29 protein-coding genes and 1 tRNA gene are annotated in these 24,110 nt (G+C 62.5%); 21 read left to right on the forward strand and 9 right to left on the reverse strand.

Translation table 11 applies throughout. The features are described 5' to 3' along the window. Window positions 1-2: 2 nt before the first annotated feature. The 6 genes from BLW08_RS13830 to BLW08_RS13855 all read left to right on the forward strand — a co-directional run bounded on the left by BLW08_RS13830 (window position 3) and on the right by BLW08_RS13855 (window position 6,908). Window positions 3-902: an ABC transporter permease gene (locus tag BLW08_RS13830; protein WP_090822091.1), complete on the forward strand. Its 900-nt coding sequence runs from the start codon at window positions 3-5 to the stop codon at window positions 900-902. A gap of 26 nt (window positions 903-928) precedes the next feature. Then, a complete protein-coding gene (locus BLW08_RS13835) occupies window positions 929-2,218 on the forward strand; it encodes a sensor histidine kinase (RefSeq protein WP_091325778.1) in 1,290 nt (429 codons plus the stop codon). Next, complete coding sequence (locus BLW08_RS13840) at window positions 2,215-2,907, forward strand: response regulator (RefSeq protein ID WP_090822087.1); 693 nt, start codon at window positions 2,215-2,217, stop codon at window positions 2,905-2,907. Before BLW08_RS13835 ends, BLW08_RS13840 begins: the two co-directional genes overlap by 4 nt. A gap of 88 nt (window positions 2,908-2,995) precedes the next feature. Next, a complete protein-coding gene (locus BLW08_RS13845) occupies window positions 2,996-3,925 on the forward strand; it encodes an intradiol ring-cleavage dioxygenase (protein WP_091325780.1) in 930 nt (309 codons plus the stop codon). Window positions 3,926-3,962: 37 nt separating this feature from the next. Continuing rightward, complete coding sequence (locus BLW08_RS13850; RefSeq protein WP_091325782.1) at window positions 3,963-5,270, forward strand: M18 family aminopeptidase; 1,308 nt, start codon at window positions 3,963-3,965, stop codon at window positions 5,268-5,270. Between the two features lie 222 nt (window positions 5,271-5,492). Beyond that, window positions 5,493-6,908: an amino acid permease gene (locus BLW08_RS13855; protein WP_091325783.1), complete on the forward strand. Its 1,416-nt coding sequence runs from the start codon at window positions 5,493-5,495 to the stop codon at window positions 6,906-6,908. 82 nt (window positions 6,909-6,990) lie between these two features. On the opposite strand, the gene BLW08_RS13860 is transcribed toward BLW08_RS13855, so the two are convergent. Both BLW08_RS13860 and BLW08_RS23890 read right to left on the reverse strand, forming a co-directional pair. Next, window positions 6,991-7,650: a DUF1345 domain-containing protein gene (locus tag BLW08_RS13860; protein ID WP_254779862.1), complete on the reverse strand. Its 660-nt coding sequence runs from the start codon at window positions 7,648-7,650 to the stop codon at window positions 6,991-6,993. Between the two features lie 9 nt (window positions 7,651-7,659). Then, the gene (locus BLW08_RS23890) at window positions 7,660-7,824 is read right to left on the reverse strand and encodes a hypothetical protein (RefSeq protein WP_175538704.1); all 165 of its coding nucleotides are present in this window, start codon (window positions 7,822-7,824) and stop codon (window positions 7,660-7,662) included. A gap of 119 nt (window positions 7,825-7,943) precedes the next feature. Between BLW08_RS23890 and BLW08_RS13865 the strand changes: the two genes are divergently transcribed. Beyond that, a tRNA-Leu gene (locus BLW08_RS13865) sits at window positions 7,944-8,026 on the forward strand. 81 nt (window positions 8,027-8,107) lie between these two features. Here BLW08_RS13865 and BLW08_RS13870 read toward each other — a convergent pair. Continuing rightward, a complete protein-coding gene (locus tag BLW08_RS13870; protein ID WP_090822079.1) occupies window positions 8,108-8,446 on the reverse strand; it encodes a YnfA family protein in 339 nt (112 codons plus the stop codon). 231 nt (window positions 8,447-8,677) lie between these two features. Here BLW08_RS13870 and rpsF point away from each other — a divergent pair, with 231 nt between their 5' ends. From rpsF to rplI, 4 genes are all read left to right on the forward strand, one after another. Then, window positions 8,678-8,983 (forward strand): 30S ribosomal protein S6, encoded by a 306-nt coding sequence (gene rpsF, locus BLW08_RS13875; protein ID WP_011776755.1) that lies wholly within the window; start codon window positions 8,678-8,680, stop codon window positions 8,981-8,983. 50 nt (window positions 8,984-9,033) lie between these two features. Further along, window positions 9,034-9,615, forward strand: coding sequence for a single-stranded DNA-binding protein (locus BLW08_RS13880; RefSeq protein WP_011776754.1), 582 nt, complete (start codon window positions 9,034-9,036; stop codon window positions 9,613-9,615). Window positions 9,616-9,743: 128 nt separating this feature from the next. Next, window positions 9,744-9,983: a 30S ribosomal protein S18 gene (rpsR, locus tag BLW08_RS13885; protein WP_003800144.1), complete on the forward strand. Its 240-nt coding sequence runs from the start codon at window positions 9,744-9,746 to the stop codon at window positions 9,981-9,983. Window positions 9,984-10,001: 18 nt separating this feature from the next. Further along, on the forward strand, window positions 10,002-10,454 hold the full coding sequence (rplI, locus tag BLW08_RS13890) for a 50S ribosomal protein L9 (protein ID WP_090822075.1): 453 nt from the start codon (window positions 10,002-10,004) through the stop codon (window positions 10,452-10,454). A gap of 83 nt (window positions 10,455-10,537) precedes the next feature. Here rplI and BLW08_RS13895 read toward each other — a convergent pair whose 3' ends face one another. After that, window positions 10,538-10,960, reverse strand: coding sequence for a DUF1801 domain-containing protein (locus BLW08_RS13895; protein WP_091325785.1), 423 nt, complete (start codon window positions 10,958-10,960; stop codon window positions 10,538-10,540). A 58-nt stretch (window positions 10,961-11,018) separates the two neighbouring features. Between BLW08_RS13895 and BLW08_RS13900 the strand changes: the two genes are divergently transcribed. Continuing rightward, window positions 11,019-11,870, forward strand: coding sequence for a PhzF family phenazine biosynthesis protein (locus BLW08_RS13900; RefSeq protein ID WP_091325787.1), 852 nt, complete (start codon window positions 11,019-11,021; stop codon window positions 11,868-11,870). Window positions 11,871-11,886: 16 nt separating this feature from the next. Here BLW08_RS13900 and BLW08_RS13905 read toward each other — a convergent pair whose 3' ends face one another. After that, window positions 11,887-13,419, reverse strand: coding sequence for a DUF6297 family protein (locus BLW08_RS13905; RefSeq protein ID WP_091326004.1), 1,533 nt, complete (start codon window positions 13,417-13,419; stop codon window positions 11,887-11,889). Window position 13,420: 1 nt separating this feature from the next. Then, on the reverse strand, window positions 13,421-14,098 hold the full coding sequence (locus tag BLW08_RS13910; RefSeq protein ID WP_091325789.1) for an ABC transporter ATP-binding protein: 678 nt from the start codon (window positions 14,096-14,098) through the stop codon (window positions 13,421-13,423). Window positions 14,099-14,156: 58 nt separating this feature from the next. Between BLW08_RS13910 and BLW08_RS13915 the strand changes: the two genes are divergently transcribed. The 4 genes from BLW08_RS13915 (at window position 14,157) to BLW08_RS13930 (ending at window position 17,114) form a co-directional block, all read left to right on the forward strand. Then, entirely contained in the window at window positions 14,157-14,558 is a 402-nt protein-coding gene (locus tag BLW08_RS13915) for an IclR family transcriptional regulator (protein WP_254779863.1), read from the forward strand. Between the two features lie 16 nt (window positions 14,559-14,574). Beyond that, complete coding sequence (locus tag BLW08_RS13920) at window positions 14,575-15,321, forward strand: class I SAM-dependent methyltransferase (RefSeq protein WP_091326006.1); 747 nt, start codon at window positions 14,575-14,577, stop codon at window positions 15,319-15,321. Window positions 15,322-15,440: 119 nt separating this feature from the next. Then, a complete protein-coding gene (locus tag BLW08_RS13925; protein ID WP_091325791.1) occupies window positions 15,441-16,340 on the forward strand; it encodes a diacylglycerol/lipid kinase family protein in 900 nt (299 codons plus the stop codon). Window positions 16,341-16,376: 36 nt separating this feature from the next. Continuing rightward, window positions 16,377-17,114: a GAF and ANTAR domain-containing protein gene (locus BLW08_RS13930; protein WP_091325793.1), complete on the forward strand. Its 738-nt coding sequence runs from the start codon at window positions 16,377-16,379 to the stop codon at window positions 17,112-17,114. A gap of 4 nt (window positions 17,115-17,118) precedes the next feature. On the opposite strand, the gene BLW08_RS13935 is transcribed toward BLW08_RS13930, so the two are convergent. Further along, window positions 17,119-18,024: a hypothetical protein gene (locus BLW08_RS13935; protein WP_091326008.1), complete on the reverse strand. Its 906-nt coding sequence runs from the start codon at window positions 18,022-18,024 to the stop codon at window positions 17,119-17,121. Between the two features lie 105 nt (window positions 18,025-18,129). On the opposite strand from BLW08_RS13935, the gene BLW08_RS13940 reads away from it, so the two are divergent. Next, a complete protein-coding gene (locus BLW08_RS13940; protein WP_090822063.1) occupies window positions 18,130-18,423 on the forward strand; it encodes a DUF4287 domain-containing protein in 294 nt (97 codons plus the stop codon). Between the two features lie 81 nt (window positions 18,424-18,504). After that, the gene (locus BLW08_RS13945) at window positions 18,505-18,954 is read left to right on the forward strand and encodes an SRPBCC family protein (RefSeq protein WP_091325795.1); all 450 of its coding nucleotides are present in this window, start codon (window positions 18,505-18,507) and stop codon (window positions 18,952-18,954) included. A 21-nt stretch (window positions 18,955-18,975) separates the two neighbouring features. Here BLW08_RS13945 and BLW08_RS13950 read toward each other — a convergent pair whose 3' ends face one another. Continuing rightward, entirely contained in the window at window positions 18,976-19,953 is a 978-nt protein-coding gene (locus BLW08_RS13950; protein ID WP_090822059.1) for a beta/alpha barrel domain-containing protein, read from the reverse strand. Then, a complete protein-coding gene (locus tag BLW08_RS13955; RefSeq protein WP_091325797.1) occupies window positions 19,950-21,200 on the reverse strand; it encodes a CaiB/BaiF CoA transferase family protein in 1,251 nt (416 codons plus the stop codon). The genes BLW08_RS13950 and BLW08_RS13955 overlap by 4 nt, the downstream gene beginning before the upstream one ends. A gap of 157 nt (window positions 21,201-21,357) precedes the next feature. Between BLW08_RS13955 and BLW08_RS13960 the strand changes: the two genes are divergently transcribed. The 3 genes from BLW08_RS13960 (at window position 21,358) to BLW08_RS13970 (ending at window position 24,070) form a co-directional block, all read left to right on the forward strand. Beyond that, on the forward strand, window positions 21,358-21,885 hold the full coding sequence (locus tag BLW08_RS13960) for a GNAT family N-acetyltransferase (RefSeq protein WP_091325799.1): 528 nt from the start codon (window positions 21,358-21,360) through the stop codon (window positions 21,883-21,885). Window positions 21,886-22,084: 199 nt separating this feature from the next. Further along, the gene (locus tag BLW08_RS13965; RefSeq protein ID WP_254779883.1) at window positions 22,085-23,038 is read left to right on the forward strand and encodes an alpha/beta hydrolase; all 954 of its coding nucleotides are present in this window, start codon (window positions 22,085-22,087) and stop codon (window positions 23,036-23,038) included. 72 nt (window positions 23,039-23,110) lie between these two features. Next, complete coding sequence (locus BLW08_RS13970) at window positions 23,111-24,070, forward strand: alpha/beta hydrolase (RefSeq protein ID WP_091325803.1); 960 nt, start codon at window positions 23,111-23,113, stop codon at window positions 24,068-24,070. Window positions 24,071-24,110 lie beyond the last annotated feature (40 nt).

The following is a 24,110-nucleotide window of genomic DNA, read 5'->3' on the forward strand; positions in this document are numbered from 1 at the left end:
CGATGAGCACATTGACTGAAAACCGCACCAACGCGCCCGCCCACGCATCCGCAGGCGTCCGCGGAGTCACCTTCGGCGGAGTTGTGAAGTCCGAGTGGATCAAGCTCCGCTCCCTCACGTCCACCGTCATTCTTCTTGCCGTGACCCTGATTGCCACGGTCGGTGTCGGCGCCCTTGCCGTGCTCATCCGCTTTACCTTCCTGGATCAGATGATCCAGCAGGCAAAGGACGCGGGTCAGCCGGTTACCCCTGAGATGTTGACGCAGTCGTTCCCCCCGGGCTCAGGGTTTGACCTTTACAACCTGCCCAACGCCGGCATCCAGATCGGCACCCTGGTTCTTGGCTCCCTTGCGGTCTTGTTCATCTCTTCCGAGTACGCCACCGGCATGATCCGTTCAACCATGAACGCCGTTCCCAAGCGCATTCCGGCTTTCGCCGCCAAGGCACTGATTCTGGTGGTCATTTCCTACGTCATCACCACCATCGCTGCCGTGCTCACGTTCCTGATCGCCATGCCGGTGTTCCAGGGCCTGGACATTGACCTTGATTGGTCCACTGACGGCGTGATGTACAGCATCTTCACCGGCGGTCTCTACGTTGCCGGCGTGGCCCTGATCGGCCTTTCGCTGGGTACTTTGCTCCGCAACTCGGCCGGCGGGGTGACCGTGCTGGTCGCTTTGTTCTTCGTGCTGTCGATTGCATCGGGCTTCCTGTCCTTGGTACCCGGTGACTTCTGGAAGTACGTTCCCCAGTACATCCCCAGTGAGGCCGGCGGCCGATTCCTCTCCATCGGCCACATTGATGGCATCATTGACCCCTGGCAGGGTGGCCTGATCTTCCTGGGTTACGTACTGCTCTTCTTCATTCCCGCCATGTTCGTCATCAAAAAGCGGGACGTCTAGGACGGGCTGCCGTCTAGGCTCAATCCATGACTGAAGCTTCACAGGTGAAGGACGCATCGGCCCCCGCGGCCGATGCGTCCTTCGCTGAAATTGCCCAGCGTCGCAGGGGCAGGATCCGCCGCTACTTCTACAAGCGGCCTCGTGCGATGGATGCTGTGGTGGTTCTTTGCTACGTGCTGTTGGCCCTGCCCACCATCGTCAGCTCCATCGTTGATGGCAAGTGGCCCGTGGCGGTGCTGCTTGCGTTGATCGCAGCTGCGCTGATGTTCAGGCGACGGTTCCCCCTACAGGTGGTTGCCGCCGTCGGCCTGTTGGAAGTTGCCGCCACCATCCTGAACCCCTGGGGCTCAAACGTCTCCGCCGGGCTGTGGTTCGCGCTCTATGCGTTTGCTTCCATCAAGAAGCGCGGGATCGCCTTGGTGGTTTTTGCTGCTGCAAGCCTGCCGCTGAGCCTCCTGTACTTATTCATGTGGACGTCGCCCAGTCAGATGGGCACGCTGCAGGATGTTCCGGAGAACTTCCACCTGATCAACAACATCGCCACCGCGATCACCATCATGCTGTCCAACCTCCTGGCCACGGGAATTGGCATTTCCGTTCGCCAGCGCAGAGAGCACGAGGCCGAGATCGCCGCATGGGCGGCCCGGACCACGCAGTTGGGCAAGGTCACGGAGCGCAACCGGATCGCACGGGAAATGCACGATGTTGTGGCGCACTCTTTGACGGTGATGATCAGCCTCTCCGATGGCGCGGCCGTGGTGGTCAAAAAGGATCCGGAACGTGCCGGGGAAGTCCTCAGCGAACTGTCGCGGACCGGCCGTGCTGCCTTGGCAGACATGCGCCGCGTCCTTGGTGTCCTGCGCGATGATTCCGGGCGTCCGGCGCCACTCACGCCGCTGGAGTCAGGGCACAATCTCACCAAACTACTTGAGGGCTTCAGGACGGCGGGCCTGCCGCTGCATTATGCGCATTCCGGGCCTGCCCTGCCCGCAGATCCGGCTTTTGAACTCACCGTCTACAGGATTGTGCAGGAGTCGCTGACCAACGTGCTGCGGTACGGCCGCTCGCTGGGCCGGGTAGACGTACAGGTGGCTCGCGACGGCGATCGGGTCACCATTGAGGTGCTCGACGACGGCCGCGGAACCCGGGAGGGTGGCAGCGACTTCGTGGGCAGCCTCGGCACGGGCCAAGGCATCGCCGGGATGAATGAACGCGCCGGAATCTATGCTGGAATCGTTACTGCCGGTCCAGGTAAACGGGGAGGCTGGGCGGTCCACGCCGAGCTCCGCTGGAACGGTGACAAGGGGGAATCATGACAGGCGAGATCATCAAAGTGCTGCTCGTGGACGATCAGCCGCTGCTGCGAATGGGCTTCCGGCTCATTCTTGAAGGCGAAGAAGATTTCCACGTGGTGGGCGAGGCGTCGGATGGGATTGAGGCAGTCCGCCAGGTTGCCGCCCTCCAACCGGATGTGGTGCTGATGGACGTTCGCATGCCCACCATGGATGGGATTGAGGCGACGCGTCGCATTTCCGATTCCGGTTCCGAGTCCCGCGTCATCATCCTCACCACCTTTGACCTGGATGAATACGCCTTCACTGGTTTGCAGGCGGGAGCGTCGGCATTCCTGCTGAAAGATGTTGCCCCGTCCGAACTGGTCCACGCGGTACGGCTCGTTGCCAGCGGCGATGCAGTGGTGGCTCCGCGGGTGACCCAACGGCTCCTGGAGACGTACGTCCGCGGGGGCGTGGTCCCCGGCCACTCGCCAAGTCCGCACAGGGATCCGCTCCTGGATGAACTCACTCCGCGGGAAACCGAGATCCTCACTACCATCGCCGAGGGATTGTCCAACGCGGAGATTGCCCACAAGTTCTTCCTCTCGGAGGCTACCGTGAAGACGCACGTCCGCCGGATCCTCAGCAAGCTGCAGCTCCGGGACCGTGTGCAGGTTGTGGTGTACGCCTACGAAACCGGGCTCGTGGTGCCGAGCAACCCGGATTACTGACGCCGTCCCGTGCGAAGTCGCACGGATTCACAGCGCCTCCATAGTCTTCCCATGTACAACTCGTAGCCGACGCGCGTTTCATGGATGCATGACTTCTCCTCAACAGCCCTCCACGGAACCTGCCGGCAAGGACCAGCCGCATCCCAACCATGACCGCGGCCTTGAGTTCGACCTCTCCACCCTGTTGAGCCGGCGCCGCACCCTGGGGGTTCTCTTCGGAGCGGGGACGGCAGCGGCCTTGGCGGCCTGCACCCCGGGAACGGGAGGCAGCAACGGCAGCAGCGCGACGCCGTCGAGCACTTCCAGCGCTACCGTCACCGCGACGGAAAGTACGACGGCGGCCGCGTCGCCTTCGGCGTCGAGTACGGTCACCCGTGCCCTCGCCGAGTGCGGTGTGGAGATCCCTGAAGAGACGCTCGGGCCCTATCCCGGAGACGGTTCCAACGGGCCGAACGTCCTCGAAGCATCAGGGGTGGTCCGCCGCGACATCAGGTCCAGTTTTGGCGCGTCCACCACCAAGGCCGAGGGCGTGCCCCTGACGGTAACCCTGACGCTGCTGGACAACGCGAACGGTTGCTCCCCGCTGGCTGGGGCTGCCGTGTACGCCTGGCACTGCGACCAAAACGGCAAGTACTCGCTCTATGATCCGGGCCTTGAGAACGAGAACTACTTGCGTGGGGTACAGGAAACCGACGCCAACGGGCAGCTCACCTTCAGCACGATTTATCCAGGTGCGTACAACGGCCGCTGGCCACATATTCACTTTGAGGTATTCGAATCGATGAGCAACACTTCAGCTGCGGGGCAAGTGCTGACGGTTTCGCAGATCGCACTGACTGATAAGGCCTGCAAGGAGGTATATGCCACTGCCGGCTACGAATCCAGTGCCCGGAATTTCCCCAATACCACCCTGACCTCGGACAACGTCTTTGGTGACGACGGCGGCATATACCAATTGGCGACTATGTCTGGTTCCGTGGCGGGCGGCTACACGGCCGCGCTGAACGTCACCGTATAGGCCGATCGGCCGGGAAAGCGGGACTAGACTCGGGGGCATGCCTTCGAATGCCTCCGCAGCAGTTGACCACATCACGGATCTCGGCGCTTACGTTTCGGCGTCGCCTTCAAGCTTCCACGCGGTCCACGAAGCCGCGCGTCGTTTGGATTCGGTAGGTTTTACCGGCCTTGATGAAATGCAGCCGTGGGATGGCGGTGCAGGCAAGTTCTATGTGATCCGCGATGGCGCGCTGATCGCCTGGGTGACTCCGGGGAACGCAGGGCCCACCACCGGATTCAACATCCTGGGTGCCCACACTGATTCGCCGTCCTTCAAGCTCAAGCCAAAACCAACCACGGGAAAGTTCGGTTGGTTGCAAGCCGGCGTCGAGGTATATGGCGGACCGCTCCTGAACTCCTGGCTGGACCGGGAATTGCAGTTGGCCGGCCGGTTGGTGCTGCGCGATGGCACCCAGCACCTGACTGCCACTGGTCCGCTCCTTCGCTTCCCGCAGCTTGCGATTCACCTGGACCGCGGGGTCAATGACAATGGCCTGCACCTGTCCAAGCAGCAGCACATGAATCCCATTTTCGGCCAGGGCGATCCCGCCGGGGAGGATCTCCTGGCGCTGCTGGCCGATCGTGTTGAAGGCGCCAGTGTTGATGCTGCTGACATCGGAGGGTACGACGTCGTGGTGGCAGACACGCAGGCACCTGCGGTTTTCGGGGCCAAGGGAGAGTTCTTCGCCTCCGGCCGCATGGACAACCTGTCCTCCACGCATGCCGGCTTGGTGGCATTGATTGCGCACGCTTCATCCACACCTGCTGATGGACCGATCGCAGTCCTCGCGGCCTTTGACCATGAGGAGATTGGCTCCAACTCGCGTTCGGGCGCTTGCGGCCCCATTCTGGAGGACATCCTTGTGCGCATCTCGGATGGCCTGGGCGCGTCGCCGAGCCAGCGGCGGCAGGCCCTGGCGGCGTCGTTCTGTGTTTCTGCGGACGCCGGTCACGCCGTCCACCCGAATTACGCGGAGAAGCACGACCCCGCAAACAAGCCCGTGCTGAACGGCGGTCCGCTGCTGAAGATCAACGCCAACCAGCGCTACGCCACGGACGCCACGGGAGCTGCTCTGTGGGCCCGCCTGTGCGATGACGCTGATGTGCCGTATCAGGAGTACGTTTCCAACAACGATCTTCCGTGCGGCTCCACCATCGGCCCCTTGACCGCAACCCGCCTGGGTATCCGGACGGTGGATGTAGGCATCCCTTTGCTGTCCATGCATTCTGCGCGTGAACTGTGCGGAGTGGAAGATCCCAGGAGTTTGGCCCGCGTGGCGGAGCTGTTCTTCCGGACCACCGTCTGATCGAAAGCCTCAAGCAGTCATTTCAGGGGTATTTCAAATGTTTCCTATAGGAAACATTGGATGCTTCTTGGGTTACATTTTGTGCACAGTTCCTGTTTCAGGGCCGTCAAAATGTTTGCTTGCACAGGATCGGCGTCGGGGTAGCAGGTTAGCGTGAATTAGTCATGTGGCCCGTGGCACACCACTGTGGCCAACCCCAAACCTAAAGGACGGCGCCGATTCATGCACGCTGACCAACAGCTTTCAAAGTCACTGAAGCCACGACACCTCTCCATGATCGCCATCGCGGGCGTCATTGGAGCAGGCCTGTTCGTTGGCTCCGGTGCTGCCATTCAGCAGGCCGGCCCGGGCATCCTCGTGGCCTACCTGGCTGCAGGCCTCGTGGTCATCCTCGTCATGCGCATGCTTGGCGAGATGGCTGCCGCCAACCCGGAGACGGGCTCGTTCTCCACCTACGCAGACAAGGCCCTTGGCCGCTGGGCAGGGTTCAGCATTGGCTGGCTCTATGCCTGGTTCTGGATCATCGTCCTCGGCATCGAGGCAACGGCGGGTGCCGCCATCATGCACCGCTGGGTTCCCGGCGTCGATCAATGGATCTGGGCATTGGTGCTCATGGTCCTGCTGACCCTGACCAACCTTGGCTCCGTGAAGTCCTACGGCGAGTTTGAGTTCTGGTTCGCGTCCATCAAGGTAGCTGCTATCGTCATCTTCCTCCTGGCCGGCATCGCCGCGATCCTGGGCCTTATGCCGGGCGTTTCCGCGCCAGGCGTCGCCAATCTCCTGGACCAGGGCGGTTTCATGCCCAACGGCCCCGGTGCTGTGCTGGCAGGCATCCTCGTGGTGGTCTTCTCCTTCTTCGGCGCCGAAATCGCCACCATCGCTGCCGGCGAATCGGAGAATCCCGTGGACGCCGTCAAGAAGGCTGTGAAGTCCACTGTGTGGCGCATCCTGATCTTCTACATCGGATCCATCGCGATCGTCGTGACGCTCCTGCCGTGGAACGACGCCTCAGTTGCCAAGAGCCCGTATGTTGCCGTGATTGAGCTCTATGGAATTCCGGGCGCCGGCACCATCATGGACATCGTTGTCCTCACCTCGGTACTCTCCTGCCTGAACTCCGGGCTCTACACGGCCAGCCGCATGCTGTTCTCGCTCTCGCAGCGCGGCGATGCTCCCAGGTCGTGGATGAAGATCTCCAAGCGCGGCGTTCCGGCTGCAGCAGTCCTCGCATCCACCGTGGTTGGCTTCGTCACGGTGGGCCTGAACTACATCGCCCCGGACACTGTGTTCCTTTTCCTTGTGAACACCTCGGGCGCCATCGCACTGTTCGTGTGGCTGGTCATTGCGACGTCCCAGCTGATCCTGCGTCAACGCATGGGTGCTGCGGCCAAGGATCTCGACCTCAAGATGTGGTTCTTCCCATACCTCACGTGGATCGCGATCGGTGCAATCGTGGCGCTGATTATCGGGATGGTCATCATCGAATCCACTCGTGAATCGCTGTTCCTGTCCCTTGCTTTGGCAGCTGTCGTGGTGGCCATTGGCGTGTTCCGCTACCGCAAACGTGGTGCCACCCCGCCCGAGGCAACCACTGCGGAAGCCGAAGGCGCCACCATCGGTTCCGGTCCGGCGTCGTAAGCGCACTCAACGTAGCGGGGCAGCTGCCGTCAAAGTTCGACGGCGGCTGTCCCGTTTCGCTTTAACCGCAGCTCCGCAGCGCTTACTGTGCGAGGCCGATGACCAGGTTGATGGTGACCGCAAGGATGACAGTGCCGAACAAGTAGGACAGCAGACTGTGCTTCAGGGCCTCGGCTCGGATCCGATGATTGCCGAGGTTGGTGTCCGATACCTGATAGGTCATGCCAAGGCTCGTAGCGAGGTAGGCAAAATCCGTGTACTGGGGCGGGCGGTCCTGGTTGAAACCGATGCCACCCACCTCACCACCGGCGTCGGCCTCAGGACTGTAGTAAAGCTCCGCGTACCGCAGGGTGAAGAGTGTCTGAACCAGCATCCAGGACAACGCCACGCAGGCGAGGGCCAGGGCCGCGGAGTACAGGCGGGCGTCCGTCCCCTCGGTGTGCGAATTGACGATCACGGCGGCAGCGGCGGCGATGCTGGCAAGGTTCGCGATCAGGATCAGAAGGTCCGTGACTCCCCGGGATGGGTCCTCCGAGGTTGCGTGCTGCTGGGTTTGGCCGGGATCCATCCGGGCTATCACCAGCCAAACCCAGGTGACGTAGATGAATGCAGCGGTGGCCCAGCCGACCGCTGGCGCGTCCACCCAACTGCCGGTGGAGCCCGTGGCGATGACTGCCGAAGCGGCTGCCACCACCATGACGATGAAGCGCAGCCGGGAGCGCCTCACTCTGACCTCTTTCATCTGCCCACCCTAGCCATTGGGGCCTTCAGTTGAGGACGCATTCGCGGCCTCGCGTTCCTTGGCCTGGAGCACCCCGTCCCGAACGCCGGCGCGGATCACGAAATACAGCGCATAGAGCGCAATCGCAGCGAAGACGACGGTCAGAACCAGGGTATTCAGGGGTGTGGCATCCATGGCCCCACCCTAACGGGATGCCATCAATCTGACAGGAATCCACGGAATGCCGTTCCTCGTGTTAGTGTCTTTGTCGCTGTCGAGGAGAAAAACGAAACACTGTTTCTCCTGATCACCTTGCGCGGGTGGCGGAATGGCAGACGCGCTAGCTTGAGGTGCTAGTCCTCGAAAGGGGGTGGGGGTTCAAGTCCCCCTCCGCGCACAATGAACCCCCGGAAGGTCATCTTCCGGGGGTTTCGTCGTATCCACGGTCGGGCCGCGGGCGCATGTGCCGGGTGCGGGTCTACGCGCCGGGCCTGGGCGCAAACATGATGACTCCCACCCCAATGATGCAGATCGCAGCACCGATCACGTCCCAGCGGTCCGGGCGGAAGCCGTCAACCAGCATTCCCCAAGCCAGCGAACCGGCGATGAACACCCCGCCGTAGGCGGCGAGTACGCGCCCGAAGTGCGCATCCGGCTGGAAGGCCGCAAAGAATCCGTAAATCCCCAGCGCCACGATTCCCAGCCCGGCCCACCACCACGCCTTGCCCTCGCGGACGGCCTGCCAGATCAACCAGGCTCCACCGATCTCTGCGACGGCGGCCAACACGAAGAGAACGATGGACTTCAGGACGGTCATGAGTCCAGTATTCCGTGCTCCTGCGCCGGGTTATCCACATAGCCAACCTGGCCGGTTCCAGCCATCGGTACCCTCGAATAGCTTTGGGTGCAGGAGATGCACTAAGATATTGAAGTCTGTGTTGCGCCCTCCTTCCGAGTCTTCGGCGGGGGAGCGAGCCACAGCATCGCAAATGAACCTCCTGTTACGGAAATACCGTAACCGCTTAGCCCAAAGGAGGTGGGTTCACATATGCGTCCTTACGAATTGATGGTAATCATCGACCCCGAGGTCGAAGAGCGTACCGTAGAGTCGTCGCTTCAGAAGTTCCTCAATGTCATCACCACCGATGGTGGAACCATCGAAAAGGTTGACATCTGGGGCCGTCGCCGTCTGGCATACGACATCAAGAAGAAGTCCGAAGGTATCTACGCAGTGGTGAACTTCACCGCAGCACCGGCTACCGCCAAGGAACTTGATCGCCAGCTGTCTCTCAACGAGACGATCATGCGCACCAAGATCATCCGCCCTGAAGACCAGAAGGTCGTTGCTGAGTAATCAGCCCCTTCCAGATCTTTAACCCGCAGGAACGAACAAGGAGGCAGTAGATGGCAGGCGAAACCACTATTACGGTCATCGGTAATCTCACCAATGACCCCGAGCTGCGGTTCACCCCGTCTGGCTCAGCAGTAGCGAACTTCACCATCGCTTCTACTCCCCGGACCTTTGACCGCCAGTCCAATGAGTGGAAGGACGGGGAAACCCTGTTCCTCCGCGCATCGGTATGGCGCGAAGCAGCCGAGAATGTGGCCGAGTCCCTCACAAAGGGCATGCGCGTCATCGTCTCCGGCCGTTTGAAGAGCCGTTCTTACGAAACCAAAGAAGGCGAAAAGCGCACCGTAATCGAGCTTGAGGTCGATGAAATCGGCCCCAGCCTGCGTTACGCAAACGCCAAGGTCAACCGTACCCAGCGCTCCGGCGGTGGCCAGGGTGGCTTCGGTGGCGGTAACGCCGGTAATTCCGGTGGCTTTGGAGGTGGCGCTCCTGGTGGAAACCAGGGCGGCGGCAACTCCGGTGGAACCTGGGGCGGCAACCAGCCCGCACAGCAGCAGGATGACCCCTGGGCAACTCCCGGTGTCAGCAATGCTGGCGGCTGGGGCAACGGCCCGGATTCCGAACCTCCCTTCTAAACAAAAAATAAAAGTCCGACGCCGGACGCTCACCGAAACTGCCGAAAGGCACCGTGGTGACAACCGCCGTCGAACACCACCATCCCGTGGATCAATATCCACGGGCTCCATAGAAAAGGAGCTCCACGATGGCTAAGGCTGAACTCCGTAAGCCCAAACCAAAGTCCAACCCCTTGAAGGCCGCTGACATCACTGTCATCGACTACAAGGACGTAGCACTGCTGCGCAAGTTCATCTCCGACCGCGGAAAGATCCGCGCTCGTCGCGTTACTGGCGTTACCGTTCAGGAACAGCGCAAGATCGCCCAGGCAATCAAGAACGCCCGCGAAGTTGCTCTGCTGCCTTACTCCGGCGCTGGCCGCGGCTAAGGGAAGGGATTAACTAACATGGCAAAGCTCATTCTGACCCACGAAGTAACCGGTCTCGGTGCTGCTGGCGACGTTGTGGAGGTCAAGGACGGTTACGCACGTAACTTCCTGCTCCCCCGCGGCTTCGCTCTGACCTGGAGCAAGGGTGGCGAGAAGCAGGTTGAGTCCATCAAGGCTGCCCGCGCCGCTCGTGCGCACGCTTCTGTTGAAGCTGCACAGGCACAGGCCCAGGCTCTGTCCTCCAAGAAGGTCAAGCTCGAGGTGAAGGCCGGCGAGTCCGGTCGTCTCTTCGGCACCGTCAAGCCTGCTGACGTCGCTGCTGCTGTTGAGGCCGCTGGCCTCGGCGCCATCGACAAGCGCAACGTTGAACTGCCGAACCACATCAAGTCTGTCGGTTCGTACACGGCCAACGTTCGCCTGCACGAGGATGTTTCTGCTGTCATCGACCTCGAGGTTGTTGCTGGCAAGTAGTCTCTGACTGCAAGAAGGCCCCCACTGCCGGTTTCCGGTGGTGGGGGCTTTTCTGTTCCCACAATGCCGTATCGGCAAGGGTTTCAGGGAGTGTGGATCTCCGTCATGGTGTGGTGGTATCCACTGCGGATCATCTCGGCGAGCACACCCCGGTCCACGTCGTCGAGCTTGTTGATGTAGAGGCACGCGGTGCTGGTTTTGTATTTGCCGAGTTCGGGAAGCAGGCGGTCGGCATCAGGGCCTTCCGTCACGCCGTACAGGACCAGGTTCGCTTTGCGCGGTGAGAAGCCGATAGCAGCGGAGTCACCTTCGCGGCCACTGTCGTACTTGTAGTGATAGCTGCCGAATCCAACGATGGTTGGACCCCACATCACCGCCTCCTGGCCCGTGAGTTCACGCATCATGTCCAGCAGTTCAAAGCCGTCCGCCCGTCGCACGGGATGCTCCACAGCTGCCAGGAACTCCTCCACGGAGACGTGTGTAGGTTGGGTCTTGTTCTCTGCCATGATGGTAGTTTCGCAGACGCGGGGCGGCCCTGCCAGCGTCCGGTGATAGCCTGCAGCGGTGACTTCAGTAGCGCTCCGCATCCGCCCGTTCCACCAGGTCGACGTCTTCTCCGAGGTGCCGTATCTCGGCAACCCGCTCGCCGTCGTCGTCGATGCCGAAGGCCTCGGTACGGAGGGTATGCAGCACTTCGCCAACTGGACCAACCTGTCGGAGACCACCTTCCTCCTGCCTCCTACGCATCCTGAGGCGGACTACAAAGTGCGGATCTTCACGGGCAGCGAGGAATTTCCCTTCGCGGGCCACCCCACACTGGGTTCTGCGCATACCTGGCTCCAGGCAGGGGGAGTGCCCAAGACTGAAGGCGTCCTGGTTCAGGAGTGCGGCGCGGGTTTGGTGAAGGTGAAGCACGACGCCGGTCGCTTGGCCTTCGCTGCACCGCCACTGACCCGGTTTGGTCCCGTAGGGGACGACGTTCGTGCACAGCTCGCGGCCGGTTTGGGGCTTCCATTGGATGCGCTGCGGGACGCCTCGTGGTTGGTTAATGGTCCGGAATGGATCGGGGTGCTGCTCAGCTCGGCGGAGGAAGTGCTGGCCATAGAGCCGGACATCGTCGCGATGGGTGACCTCAAGGTTGGCGTGATCGGCCCGCACCAGCCAGGTGCCGGCGTTGATTTTGAAGTCCGCACGTTCATCCCTGGCGATGCCATGGTGGAGGATCCGGTGACAGGCAGTTTCAATGCGGGTGCGGCTCAATGGCTGATCGGCAGCGGGAGGGCACCTGAGGAGTACGTCGCTGCGCAGGGCACTGTGCTGGGCCGAGCGGGGCGGATTCATGTCCAGGCTGCGGATGGCGAGATCTGGGTGGGCGGAGCATCCGCCACGTGCATCCAAGGCACGGTGCTGCTCTAATCGGCCAACCGGGCCGTCAGCCGCGCTTTGGCCGCGTCAGCACAACCACCAGGAAAATTCCGGCGCTGAACACCGCCTGCACCGCCACCACTGACCACGGAACGTATCCAAGGTAGAGGGCAACCATCAGCGGAACCATGGCCAGGATGGTCACGTCCAGTCCGCGCATCAGTGAACCCAGTTGAGCCCGGGGGACAGGACCGAACGGTGTTTCCACCGGCGGCGCCGACCAATCAGGCGCGGTCCTTGTGGCCGCCCGGAGGGTACCGGCGCCCATGCCCACACCAGCAAGCGCACCGACTCCCATCAGGGCTGGATTCGCGGCGCCGAGCAGGACCAAAAGTCCGCTGAGCAGGGTCATCCACAATGCCATCGCAGCACAGGGCATGAGCGTCCGGCTGCCGCGTACCAGCGCCGGGTGAATCGGCAGCAGGGCGTCGAGTTCAGGAACCAAGGCGGTCTTTCGGCTGACCGTTCCCATGCCTGAAGACGTGGCGCACCCGGCGATCATGATGACCGCCAACTGGGCGAACTCGGGCAGGCCACCGTCCACCAGGAGGATGGCGATGCACGCTGCAATCCACAGGACCGGCGGCAGGATTGGCGGATTGAGTCTGAGGAAGGCAACCACGTCCGCACGGATCAGCGCCGTGAGCGGGCCGTGCGCAGGCCGGGCGTAGAACCTGGCTGCCTTGCCGCCGTCGAGCCTTTTCTGGCTGCCACCGAGGGCGCGAAGCACCTCATTGGTGTCCATCATGAACAAGGAGGCACCCGCGTGCCCTGCCACTGCGCCGCCTCTAACCAGTTCGTCGCCACGTACCATCCCGACGCGAGGCACCACCAGCGCCACGAGTCCGACGGCGGCAGCGATCGCCACCGCTGTCGGGAGCGGCGACGGCCATAACGCGGTGAGGAGTGAGCATCCGAGGAGAATCGCCGTCGTGATTGCCTTCCCCAGGCGTGACTCCAGTAGTCCCAACTGCTGCACGGCAGCCAGGACTACGGCCAAAGCGGCGCCGGCGCCGAAGGTGAGGGCGGCGGGCACATGTTCCACGGGAGCGCGCCCAACGGCGGTCACCAAGCTGAAAGGGAGGTAGAAGACCGCCGCACCAGCTGTGGTGATCGCCAGCTTTCGGAGGAAGGTGGGCAGGACCATGGGGCGTCGATCGACGGGAAGGGTCAACCACCAGGTGGCCTCGGCTCCATTCACGGTCATGGGGCCGAGCTTCCTGGCAAGGTTGCTGATCACCAGGAGGACCGCGAACGTCACGCTGGTCCACAGGACGGGCTCCGGGAGCACAAGCCATTGTTCCTGGATGATGCTCCCGGCTGACGACGCCCGGAGGGCAATCTCGTTGCGGAGAGCCAGCACGAATGAGGCTGCGATGGTCAGAGACACGGCGATGCCCAGCCCCCAGCTGTAGGCATCGACGAATCGCGTACCCCACGAAATCCGGCTGCGCTGGTAGCGCCGGGCAGATCGGCGGGTGAAGCGAACAATGTCAGTGGCCAGTTGGCGGCCTTGGCGGGCGTTTTCGAGTACTGGCACGTCAGGAGCCGGCAATGATCGAGGCCCCCTGTCCGGGATCGAACTCCTGCACTTCTTCGTCAATAACCAAACACGACGACGCCGTGGCGAGCAGCAGCTGCGGATCGTGGGTCACCAGCAGCACCGCACCCCCGCTTTTGGCATGCTCAGCGATGCGAGCTCCGAGGGCAACGCGCATCTGCGGATCGAGCCGCTGTTCGGGCTCGTCCAGGATCAGTAACGACGACGGCCGGATGAGTCCCGCAGCGAGCAACAGCCTGCGCCGCTGTCCGGAAGAGAGAGCATCGGGGATTGCATGGGACCTGCCCATCAGTCCAAAGAATTCGAGCTCTTCTTCAACGCGCGACTCTGGATCATCGAGGGAGTGCCCTCGGGCTATCAGGAGCAGATGTTCCCTGACCGTGAGCGATGGGAAGAAGAGGTCGTCATCAAACACCGCAGAAACCTGGCGGCGGCACGGCACGGCATCTGGATCGATCAGAAGGCCATGGACTTTCACGTCTCCGGCCAGCGAGGCCTGCCTTCCCGCGATGGTCCTGGCCACCGTGGATTTCCCTGCGCCGTTGACGCCGACGATTCCCAGGACTTCACCGGCCTCCACCGACGCGGAAACTTCGCCGCACACTGGAGCCCCGGCATAGCCCACCAGCAGGCCTTCGGCCTCCAAAACTGTCCCCATGGTGCAACCCTACCGGCGGGATTGGCGCCACCCCGCCGCAGCGTTTAGCGTGAGTCCTATGTCAGCATGCGATATCCGCGAGTACATCGGCATGCGAATGGCGTACTGGGCCGCTCCTGCGACGCGTGGAATGGAGGTTGTGGACATCATGGGCCCACTGCTGAAGACCCTGCGGGACACCACGGGGGAGACGGCGTGCTTCTTCAAGGCCGAACAGCATTACCGGGTGTGCGTGGCCATGGCAGATACCCACCACGCACTGCGCCGCGAAATGCATTTGGGAAAGATCGTTCCACTCCACGCAGGCTCGGCGGGGAGCCGGCCTGGTAGGAGCAGTCACCATCAGCGGCCCAACCCTGCGCATGCCGCTGGAGACCTGCGAGTCTTGGGTGGAGCCTTTGCTGGCCACTGCGGAACACATGACCAGATTGATCGGTGGCCGGTTCACGGCGAAAGCTAGAAGGGAAGACGGACAGATGCGTGATTTTGAGACGTTGGTAGCCGAGGCTGTGGAGGCCGACGTCAACGGTTGGGGATTCGACTGGCTGGAGGGGCGGGCGGCGGAAGAGCGGCCTCCGTGGGGGTTCGCCACGTTGTTGGCCAGCCGCCTCACCACAGTCGGGAGCGCCCTGGACCTTGATACGGGTGGCGGAGAAGTTTTGTCCGAAGCCACCGCATTCCCCGGGCGCATGGTTGCCACGGAGGGATGGCCGCCAAACGCCCGGCGCGCACGGGACTTACTGGGCCCGCGAGGGGTGGACATCGTTGAAACCGAGGGACCTGCCCTGCCGTTTCCCGATGGCTCGTTTGAGCTGGTGACAGCACGGCACCCCGTCCGTCCGGATTGGAACGAGATCCACCGGGTCCTTGCTCCTGGTGGCCACTACTTCGCCCAGCACGTTGGGGCGGCTTCCGCCTTTGAACTCATTGAATACTTCCTGGGCCCGCTGCCCGAACAGCGCAAGGGCAGGGACGCCCGAGCCGAGGCCGCCGCAGCGGAGGCAGCCGGCCTGACCGTAGTGGATCTCCGGATCGCCCGGTGCCGCATGGAATTTTTCGACGTCGGTGCAGTGGTGTGGATTTTGCGCAAATGCGTGTGGTGGGTACCCGATTTCACCGCCGAGCGCTATGGGGGCAAGCTCAGGGAACTGGATGCGCAGATGAGGGCGGGCCGGCCTTTTGTTGCTCACTCAACCCGGCATTTGATCGAAGCCCGGCGGTAGGACCTTCCCGGGGGCTCATCCCGGGTCCATCCGTGGCTCCACGGCTTTGCGAATAGTATGGGAACTTCCGAGGGGTAACAACCGCCTGTAAGGGACCTCGCAATGACCAGGAGCTTGTTATGGATTCTGCCCGGACCTTTGAGTCGATCGTCATCATCTTTAATCCCAACAGCACCGGTGATGCGCCTGAGCTGGCGCAGCAGCTGCATGATGACCTGAAGGGTCTTCTCACTTACCAGCCCCGGATCACCCTGCAGCCCACTGAGCACGCGGGCCATGCCGTTGACCTGGCGCGTGAAGCAGCGGCAAAGGGCGGGGATGTCCTGGTGGTGTCCGTGAGCGGCGACGGTGGTTACAACGAGGTGGTCAACGGGGTCATGCAGGCTGGCAACCCACAGGCCGTCTGTGCAGTCCTGGCCGCGGGTAATGCCAATGACCACAGCAGGATCATTGGTACCAAACCGCTGGAACAGGCAATCGCCGATGGCCGCGTCCACAACATTGACCTTCTGCGCATCCACACCGGCCAGAAGGAAGGCGACCCCCACGAGTATGCCCACTCCTACATCGGGTTTGGGCTCACTCCGGTGGTGGCCACGGAACTCGAAAAAGGCAGCAAGGGTGCCTTGAAGGAGATGGTCACGGTGATCAAGACTTTCTCCGAGTTCAAGCCATTTGCCATCCGCCAGTCCGATGGGAAGCGGCGCAAGTTCGACAGCCTTGTGTTCGCCAACATTAATGAGATGGCCAAGTACGCCACCTTGAGTGAAGCAGACACCATTCCCTCGGACGGTAAGTTCGAGGTCATCGTCTTCCCGCACATGCCCAAGTGGCGTGTACTGCTCACTGCCTTGCGGGCAACCACCCAGGGCTTGGGGGACCAGCCCAGTGTGGAGAGCTACGAATTTACTACCCTCAAGCCGCTGCCGTACCAGATCGATGGTGAGGTAAAGAGCGTCGAAGCCGACGTCAAGGTCAGGGTGGAAAGCGCCCCATCGGCACTGGCAATCCTGGGGTAGTTGTGGCCCGCTGCTGGTTCTTCTAGATTGGTCGTCATGGTGGCCGAAGAATGGGCGGAAGACTTTGAGCAGCTCGTTGACCTCATAGGTGGTACGGAGGACGTCAAGGCCTTCTTGGATGGCTTGACGCATTTCGCTGCGGGCACGGTCAGCCGGGCCACCAAGGCTCACATCGAGTGTGCGGTGACTTTGCGTCGACGCAAGCGCACCGCCACGATCGGGGGCAGCAGCGAACGGGCCGTGGTGTGGGACCGGATTGAGCAGGCGTTGGGTGAAGGTCCCTGCGTGCAGGCCCTGGACAGTGGCGTGCCGGTGTTGCTTGGCGACGTCCATTCGGACCCGCGCTGGCCGCGGTATTCCAAGGCGCTTATTGCCGAGGGTATCTACAGTGCCTTGGGTGTTCCCATGACCTTGCCGGACGATTCTGCGGCAGTTCTGAATTTCTTCGCGCCGCAGCCAGGCCTGTTCACCGAAGGCGTGGTTGGCGATGCCGTGCTGTTTGTTGAAATGGCGAGCAAAGCCATGCGCCTTGCCATCAGGCTGGCAGCGTCGGACCAACGCGGCGATGACCTCAAGGCGGCAATGGAGAGCAGGACTGTGATTGATCTGGCCTGCGGCATGATCATGGCCCAGAACCGTTGCAGCCAAGCCGAAGCGTTCGACGTCCTTCGCCGGGCCTCCAGTGACAGGAACCAGAAGCTCTACGCAGTGGCTTTGGAGATGGTTTCGCGAGTTTCCGGACAGCAGCAACCGGCTGCCCACTTTGACGACTGAACGGTTACTGCTTGGCGCACGCCGCAGTGACGAAGTCGTAAATAAGTCCCCGTAGTTGGTTCGGGGCGGGGATCTTTACCAAACCCTGCCGTTCGCCCATCTTTATTCGTAAAGGCAGAAGCGTTCCCACCTTGTCCTCGGCCACGGCGTGCGGATCACACCGCGCGGGACGGATCCGCAGAGCCAGCTCGCGTCCGCTTCCGCCCGATGTAACCTCAATGTCCCTTGGCCAGGGATCGGTGGGGGTCTCCGCCAGGAGCGTTGTTTGGTCGATCGACTCAACACTGAAGCCCGCCGTCGTCGTCGCACCGGTCGGAGACGGCGAAATGACCAGACGCACGACGGCGGTGCGGGCGTCGGGTGCCACCTCAAGAGTGGGGTCTAGGGCCATGGTGGCGACGGCGGCAACGTCTGCCGAGAGGCACAGCTCGCCAGAGTTTCTGGCCAGGACCCCGAAGGGATCATCAGCGCCGGTGGTCGCCTCAGTGGACTCCTTGCCCGGCTCGGTGAAGCGGACTGTGGCACTGGGCCCTTCTGCGGCATCGGTTGATGCATGACACGCTGGGGCCGGCAAGCGGGCCGGGAGGCTCTTGGGCTGGCGGGGTGGGAGTTTCAGAGCTTCCGTCTGCTCCCACGAAATGTCGCCGCTGAACAGTGGTGAGGTCAGCCGGGCTCCGGTGACGGTCAGTTCTGCATCGGTGGTGTTGGTGAGTTGTATCAGGATGGCTTGTTTGCCGTATTGGTCCCGGGACTGGTTGACCTCGATGGTGATGGGCGGCGGTTCCGCACTGGTTGTGGCTGCGCCGGCACCTGACCGATCACAGGCGGCCGTGAGCAGCGTTGCCGCCAGGACCGTCGTGCACGCCGGAATGGAGCGCCACCGTCCCGTCGTCACCTTCCGGCCCATCATGCGATCAGTGTAGGTGGCAACCGTTTTGGATGTCGGCACCATCACGTAAAGTCACGGATAGCTGGGATTCCCTCCGGCAAGCAGTCAAAGACGAAAGGCGAGATGATGTCGTTCCAGGCCTACCTCGACGCCATTGAAGACAAGACCGGACTCACTCCGCGGCAACTCGTGGAGATCGCCGAAAGCAAGGGTTTCAAGGACCCTGCCGTCAAGGCCGGAGCCATCCTGGAGTGGCTCAAGACGGATTACGATCTTGGCCGCGGTCATGGGATGGCTTTGGTACACGTCATCAAGAAGGGGCCACAGATCGACAGCAAGCACGTGGGGTCGGACGGAACACACCGGGACGAGTCGGACACTCTCTGGTTGGACGGCAAGGCCAGTAAGCCCAACCCCTGAGGTGAAGCCTATGGCGAGTGAACAATAAGCATGCTTAGCTTAGGGTCATCGCCGCGGCCATCCGCGTCAGAAAGGGACCACATGTCCACAGTGACCCAGGTATTCGACGCTCCGGCGGCCCACGTTTGGAAAGTGATCGCTGACGGTTGGCTGTACTCCGGTTGGGTGGTGGGCGCCTCCAGGATCCGCGCGGTGGATGATCACTGGCCACACATCGGTTCCACGTTGCACCACTCCGTGGGAGCCTGGCCGCTGTTGATCAATGACAGCACCAGCGTGACAGCCATGGAAACCGGCCGGAAGCTGGAACTCCTCGCCAGAGGCTGGCCCATGGGCGAGGCCAAGGTGCTGATCACACTGGAAGACCTTGGAAGCACCCGATGCCGCGTGAGTATCGGCGAGGACGCCGTCAAGGGCCCCGGCAAGCTGGTGCCAAAAGCGCTGCGGGATCCCGTGATCGGTGTCCGAAACCGGGAGACCCTGAAGCGCTTGGAACTGATGGCAGCCGGTGGAGCTGGGCGGGCAGGGTGACCAGGCCGTGATTTCCCGTGCCTAATTGCCTCCTGTGCCGGAAGGCTGAGCGGATGGAATAACCCAATCAAAGGCTTCTGCCTTGGAGCGGGCACCTTGGGCGGCCTTGGAGCGGTTGGGTTCGCCGAGCTCGGCGATCAACTTTTCTGACAGCACCACCAGTTCCCCGAACGTGTCCGGCGTCAGCCATTCCGGGCGCGTGGCAAACAGGATGTCCTCGCTGGAGGTGTTGCCGCTGGCGCCGGGAGCGAAGGGGCAACCACCCAGGCCACCGAGTGCCCCGTCCACCATGGCCGCGCCCGCTTGGATCGCCGCAAGGGTGTTGGCAACGCCCAAACCCCAGGTGTCATGGCCGTGGTAGACGATCCGCCGGGCTGGGGACTCGTCCCGCACACGTGTTATCAGGCGGGCCACCTGTGCCGGAACGGCCTGTCCCAAGGTGTCGCAGATGACGATGTCCGTGGTGCCGTTGGCGCGGGGGTCGTTGGCGATGGCGAGTATGCGCTCTTCAGGCACATAGCCTTCAAACGGGCAGGTGAAGGACGTTGCGATGCACAACTGGATCTGGCCATCAACTGCCCGTGCATACTCCACGGCCTCGGGCAACGCGGCCAGGCTTTCGTCCGTGGTCCGGCCGATATTCGCCTTATTATGGGAATCCGAGGCCGACAAGCAGTACTGAAAATTCCGCGCTCCGACGGCGGACGCCTTGGCAACGTGTCCGGGTGTTGCCACCCAAATCCAGCACTTTTCCAGTTCCTCGGGAGTGAGGGCCCGAACAACGTCGAGCGTGTTGGCCATGGTGGGAACCAGATCGGCGCGCGCCATGGAGCCTAGCTCGATTGCGGGCACCCCCAGGCGAAGCAGCTCCCGCACGGTTTCGATCTTCTGTTCCGTGGGCAGCAGCTTGCCCGTGAGCTGGAGACCGTCTCGCAGGGTGACGTCCCGAAGGAGGACGCTGCCCAGGTTCTCGGCAAGGGGACTTTCGTAGCGGTTCATGATCGGTCAGCCTCCTCGCGACCGGAGGCCGCACTGATCTGGGCGGCGTCCATGTTCAGGAGGCCGCCTAGTACTTCCTGGGTGTCTTCACCCAAGTCCGGTCCGAGGTTTCGGATGGGCAGGGACTGGCCGCCGATGACCGGGACGATGCCCGGGAATCCCACTCCGGGGATGACGTCCTCGCCGGTGGAAACGTCGAATTTCTGGATCATGTTGCGGGCGGCGTACTGGGCGTCCACGCTGATGTCCGCAGCGGTGTAGATGGGTCCTGCGGGTACGCCGGCGGCCTCCAGGACGGCCAAGGCTTCAGGAGCATTCAACGTCGCAGTCCACTCGCCGATGGCGCGGTCGAGCTCTTCGCGTTTGGCCCAACGTCCTGCGTTGGACTGCAACCCGGGGTCCTCTGCAAGGTCTGGGCGCCCAACGGTCTGCATGTAGCGCTGGAAGATGGAGTCGCCGTTGCCGGCCACCACAATGCTCGCGCCGTCCTTGCACACGTAGGCATTGGACGGAGCTATCCCTTCCATCCGGCCGCCAACCCGTTGGCGGTCCACTCCGTAGGCCTGGTAGTCCGGGATCAGCGATTCCATCATGGAGAACATGGCCTCGTTCAGCGCGACGTCGATGATGCGCTCGGTGAGCGGAACAGCGCCGGCCGAGTCCCGGCGTCGTGCTTCACGCTGATACAGGCTCATCATGGAACCGAAAGCGGCGTACAGGCCCGCAATCGAGTCTCCGATGGAGACGCCCACCCGCACAGGTGCGCGGTCCGGGTCGCCCACCAGGTTGCGGAACCCTCCGTACGCTTCGGCCACGGCGGCGAAGCCCGGCCGCTCGGCCAGCGGGCCCGTCTGCCCGAAGGCTGAGATGCGTGTGACGATGAGATCGGGGTTCGCTTCGTTGAGGACTTCGGGGCCGAGGCCCCACTTTTCCAGGGTGCCGGGGCGGAAGTTTTCCAACAGGATGTCGCACTTGCCCACGAGTTCCAGTACCGCCTTCTTCCCGGCATCCGTGCGGAGATCCAGGACCACGGACTTCTTGTTCCGGTTGAGCGTGCGGTAGAGCATGGACGTGGTGCCCTTGTGCAGCCGCCAGTTCCGCACTTCGTCGCCGGTTCCTGGCCGCTCCACCTTGATGACCTCTGCGCCGAAGTCCGCCAGAAGCCGGCCGGCGGTAGGCGCTGCGATGTAGTTGCCTAGCTCCAGAACCCGAACGCCGTCCAGCGGGGCAATTCTTTGGTGTGTCATGGCCTTCTTCCGTGCGTGCTTCTGCGGTGGGGTTTTTGGCGAACACTCCCACTGTGGCTTATGTAAGTCCATCACTCACACTCTGGTCCAAAAACGACCGCCGGAGCCAGAGTTTTTTTGCGCTGATGCGGGCCGATCCCAAATCTAGACTGACAACATGACCCCAATGATCAGGCCGGCCAAGGAATCCGACGTGCCCGCAATCGTGGCCGTTGACATCGCTGCTGGCAGGGCTGACGTCGGAAACACGCGCGGCCTTGCCGCGAGCATGAAAGCTGCGGTGGCCGACGCAGCGTGTCTCCTCCTGGTGGCAGAGATGCCACCGGGCACGACGGCGGACGGCGCGCACGCCGTCGTGGCATGGGCCAAAACGCATTGGTGGGATTTTGCCGATGGCGCAGCTCCGGCCGGTCACTATCTGGCTGGCATCACCGTACTGCCGGCCTTCAGGCGCCGCGGGTTGGCGAGCGAGCTGACCGAGGCGCGACTGCAATGGATCTGGGAGCGGGCGGATGACGCTTGGTACGTGGTTAACGCTCGGAACCAGGCGTCGCTCGCCTTGCACCGGAAGTGGGGGTTCCGGGAAGTTGGGCGCGGTCCCGGTTTTCACACAGTAACGTTCGACGGCGGTGAAGGGGTCCTGCTTTCGGCGGCACGGCCGCTGCGGGGGCGCCGGGTGACGTGACGGGGCGGTTCTTCGTTGGGCGGCCGATCCGCCTTAGCATGTTCCACAGGTACACCGACTGGGGGAGTGTGTGATGGGGCCGTTGGAATCGATCCAAGCCAGCGCGAGGCACAGTGAATTAACGGGGACCGCAACACGCCCCAGGGTTCCGCGGAAACGGACGTGGCGGCTGAGAAAGCTTGAACTGGCGATCTTGCTGGTGCTGATCATCCTCCTTGCACTGTCCGCGACTCCATGGCCTTCGGCGATGCTCATTCGCAGCGTTTTTGAGCGTGGCGCGCAGTCCACCATCGATGAGATGACGCCGTATATCCCCGATACGCCGCTGGATTCCAGGCCGGGGGTGGTCTACAAGCCTGGATCGACGTTTGACGTCTTCAGCCCGGAAGGAACCACCACGCCGCTTCCCACTGTGGTGTGGATCCATGGTGGCGCGTGGATCTCAGGTGCTCAGCGCGACGTGGACCCGTACCTTCGGATTCTCGCTGCCGAGGGCTACACCACCATTGGCCTGAGCTATCCGATCGCCCCCGAGGCCACGTACCCCACTGCCGTAAAGGACATCAATGAAGCCCTCGCGTACATCACGTCGCATGCGGCTGAGTTGAACGTGGACGCCGGCCGGATTGTCCTGGCTGGCGACTCTGCTGGAGCGCAGCTGGCAAGCCAGATGACCACGCTGACGGTGAATCCCGAGTACGCCAAGCTGATGGGAATCGAACCCGCGCTTCAGAAGTCTGATCTGGCGGCCACTATTCTGCATTGCGGTGTTTATGACCTCAAAGCCATGGCGGACCTCAATGGCATTGTTGCTTGGGGCTTCAAGACCTCACTGTGGGCGTATACGGGCACCAAGGACTGGTCCGCCACGTATGCCGGTGCCACCATGTCCACCATTGACTTTGTGACCGGCGACTTTCCGCCCACATTGATCAGCGGGGGCAACGGTGACGGCCTCACCTGGCTTCAGTCCGTGCCGTACAGCAACCGTTTGAAGGCAGCCGGCGTTCCAGTGACCGAGCTGTTCTGGGCGGCAGATCATCAGCCTGAGCTGCCGCATGAATACCAGTTCCACCTCAACTTCGCTGAGGCACGGGACACCCGGGACAAGACTTTTGACTTCCTGTCAGCCCACGCGGCGAGAAGTCAGTAAATCCGTATGATTGGAGGCTTCCCCGATCGTGCTGAGTTCAATATATCTCCATGATGGAACTATTCTTGAGTCATGTCGTCATCCCCCAAAGCACAACCCGGCACCCGCAGGCCGGTTCTCTACTGGGCCTCCGCCGTGACCGCTGCGGCCTTGATCGTCGTGCCGGCGTGGATGCTGATCGGCAACCCGGCCGTCCTGCGTGGGCATCCGCTGCTGCCAGCGCTCCTGGCGGTGGCCGCCGTCGTAGGAATCTTGTGGGGTTTCATGCTCTGGCGAGGCCGGCGCGAACTCCGGAGGCGGTCCACTGTGCGTGCTGTAGGGGCGTGGGTTGGCAGGGTGGCCGTCCTTGCGCTGGTGGCCATGCTGGCGTGGCTGAATCCGTTCGCATACCAAGCCGGCAGCGCTGCGGTGGCAACGGCACCGGAGGTGTCCGTGACGGAGTCCGCAACTGCCATCACCATGTCTCCGGCGGGCTCTGCCGTTACCCAGGGCCTGGTTTTCTATCCGGGCGCCCGCGTTGAAGCCCGGGCGTATGCGGACATTCTCAAGCCGGCGGTCGATGCGGGATTCCTGGTGGTCATCCTGAAGACGCCTCTGAATCTCAGCCTGCTGGACGGAAACCAGGCCCGCGCCGCCATGGAAGAGCATCCTGGCGTCACAACGTGGACCGTGGGTGGCCACTCGCTGGGCGGCGTCAGTGCCAGTTCCTTTGCGTTGAGCAATCTGGAGGTGAGTGGCTTGCTGCTCTATGCCTCATACCCATTGGACTCCCTGCGGGAACGCGCCGGACTACAGGTTCTGTCCATCTCCGGCACCGAGGATGGCCTCAGTACGCCAGCGAAGATTGACGCCTCCAAGGAGTTACTCCCCGCCGACGCTACCTTCTTCGCTGTTCAGGGTGGCAACCACGCCTTCTTTGGAAGCTATGGTCCGCAGCCTGGCGACCACGAGCCGACGGTCACCCGCCAGGCAGCGCAGGCGCAGATTTCAACGGCGACGGTGGAGTTCCTGAGGCAAGTCCAAGCGCGCTGAGGCTCGTCGGGAATACTTCCATCGCCCTTCCTGTTCACTG

Origin of the sequence: Arthrobacter sp. cf158 (genome assembly GCF_900106835.1) — a bacterium.
Taxonomy (GTDB): domain Bacteria; phylum Actinomycetota; class Actinomycetes; order Actinomycetales; family Micrococcaceae; genus Arthrobacter.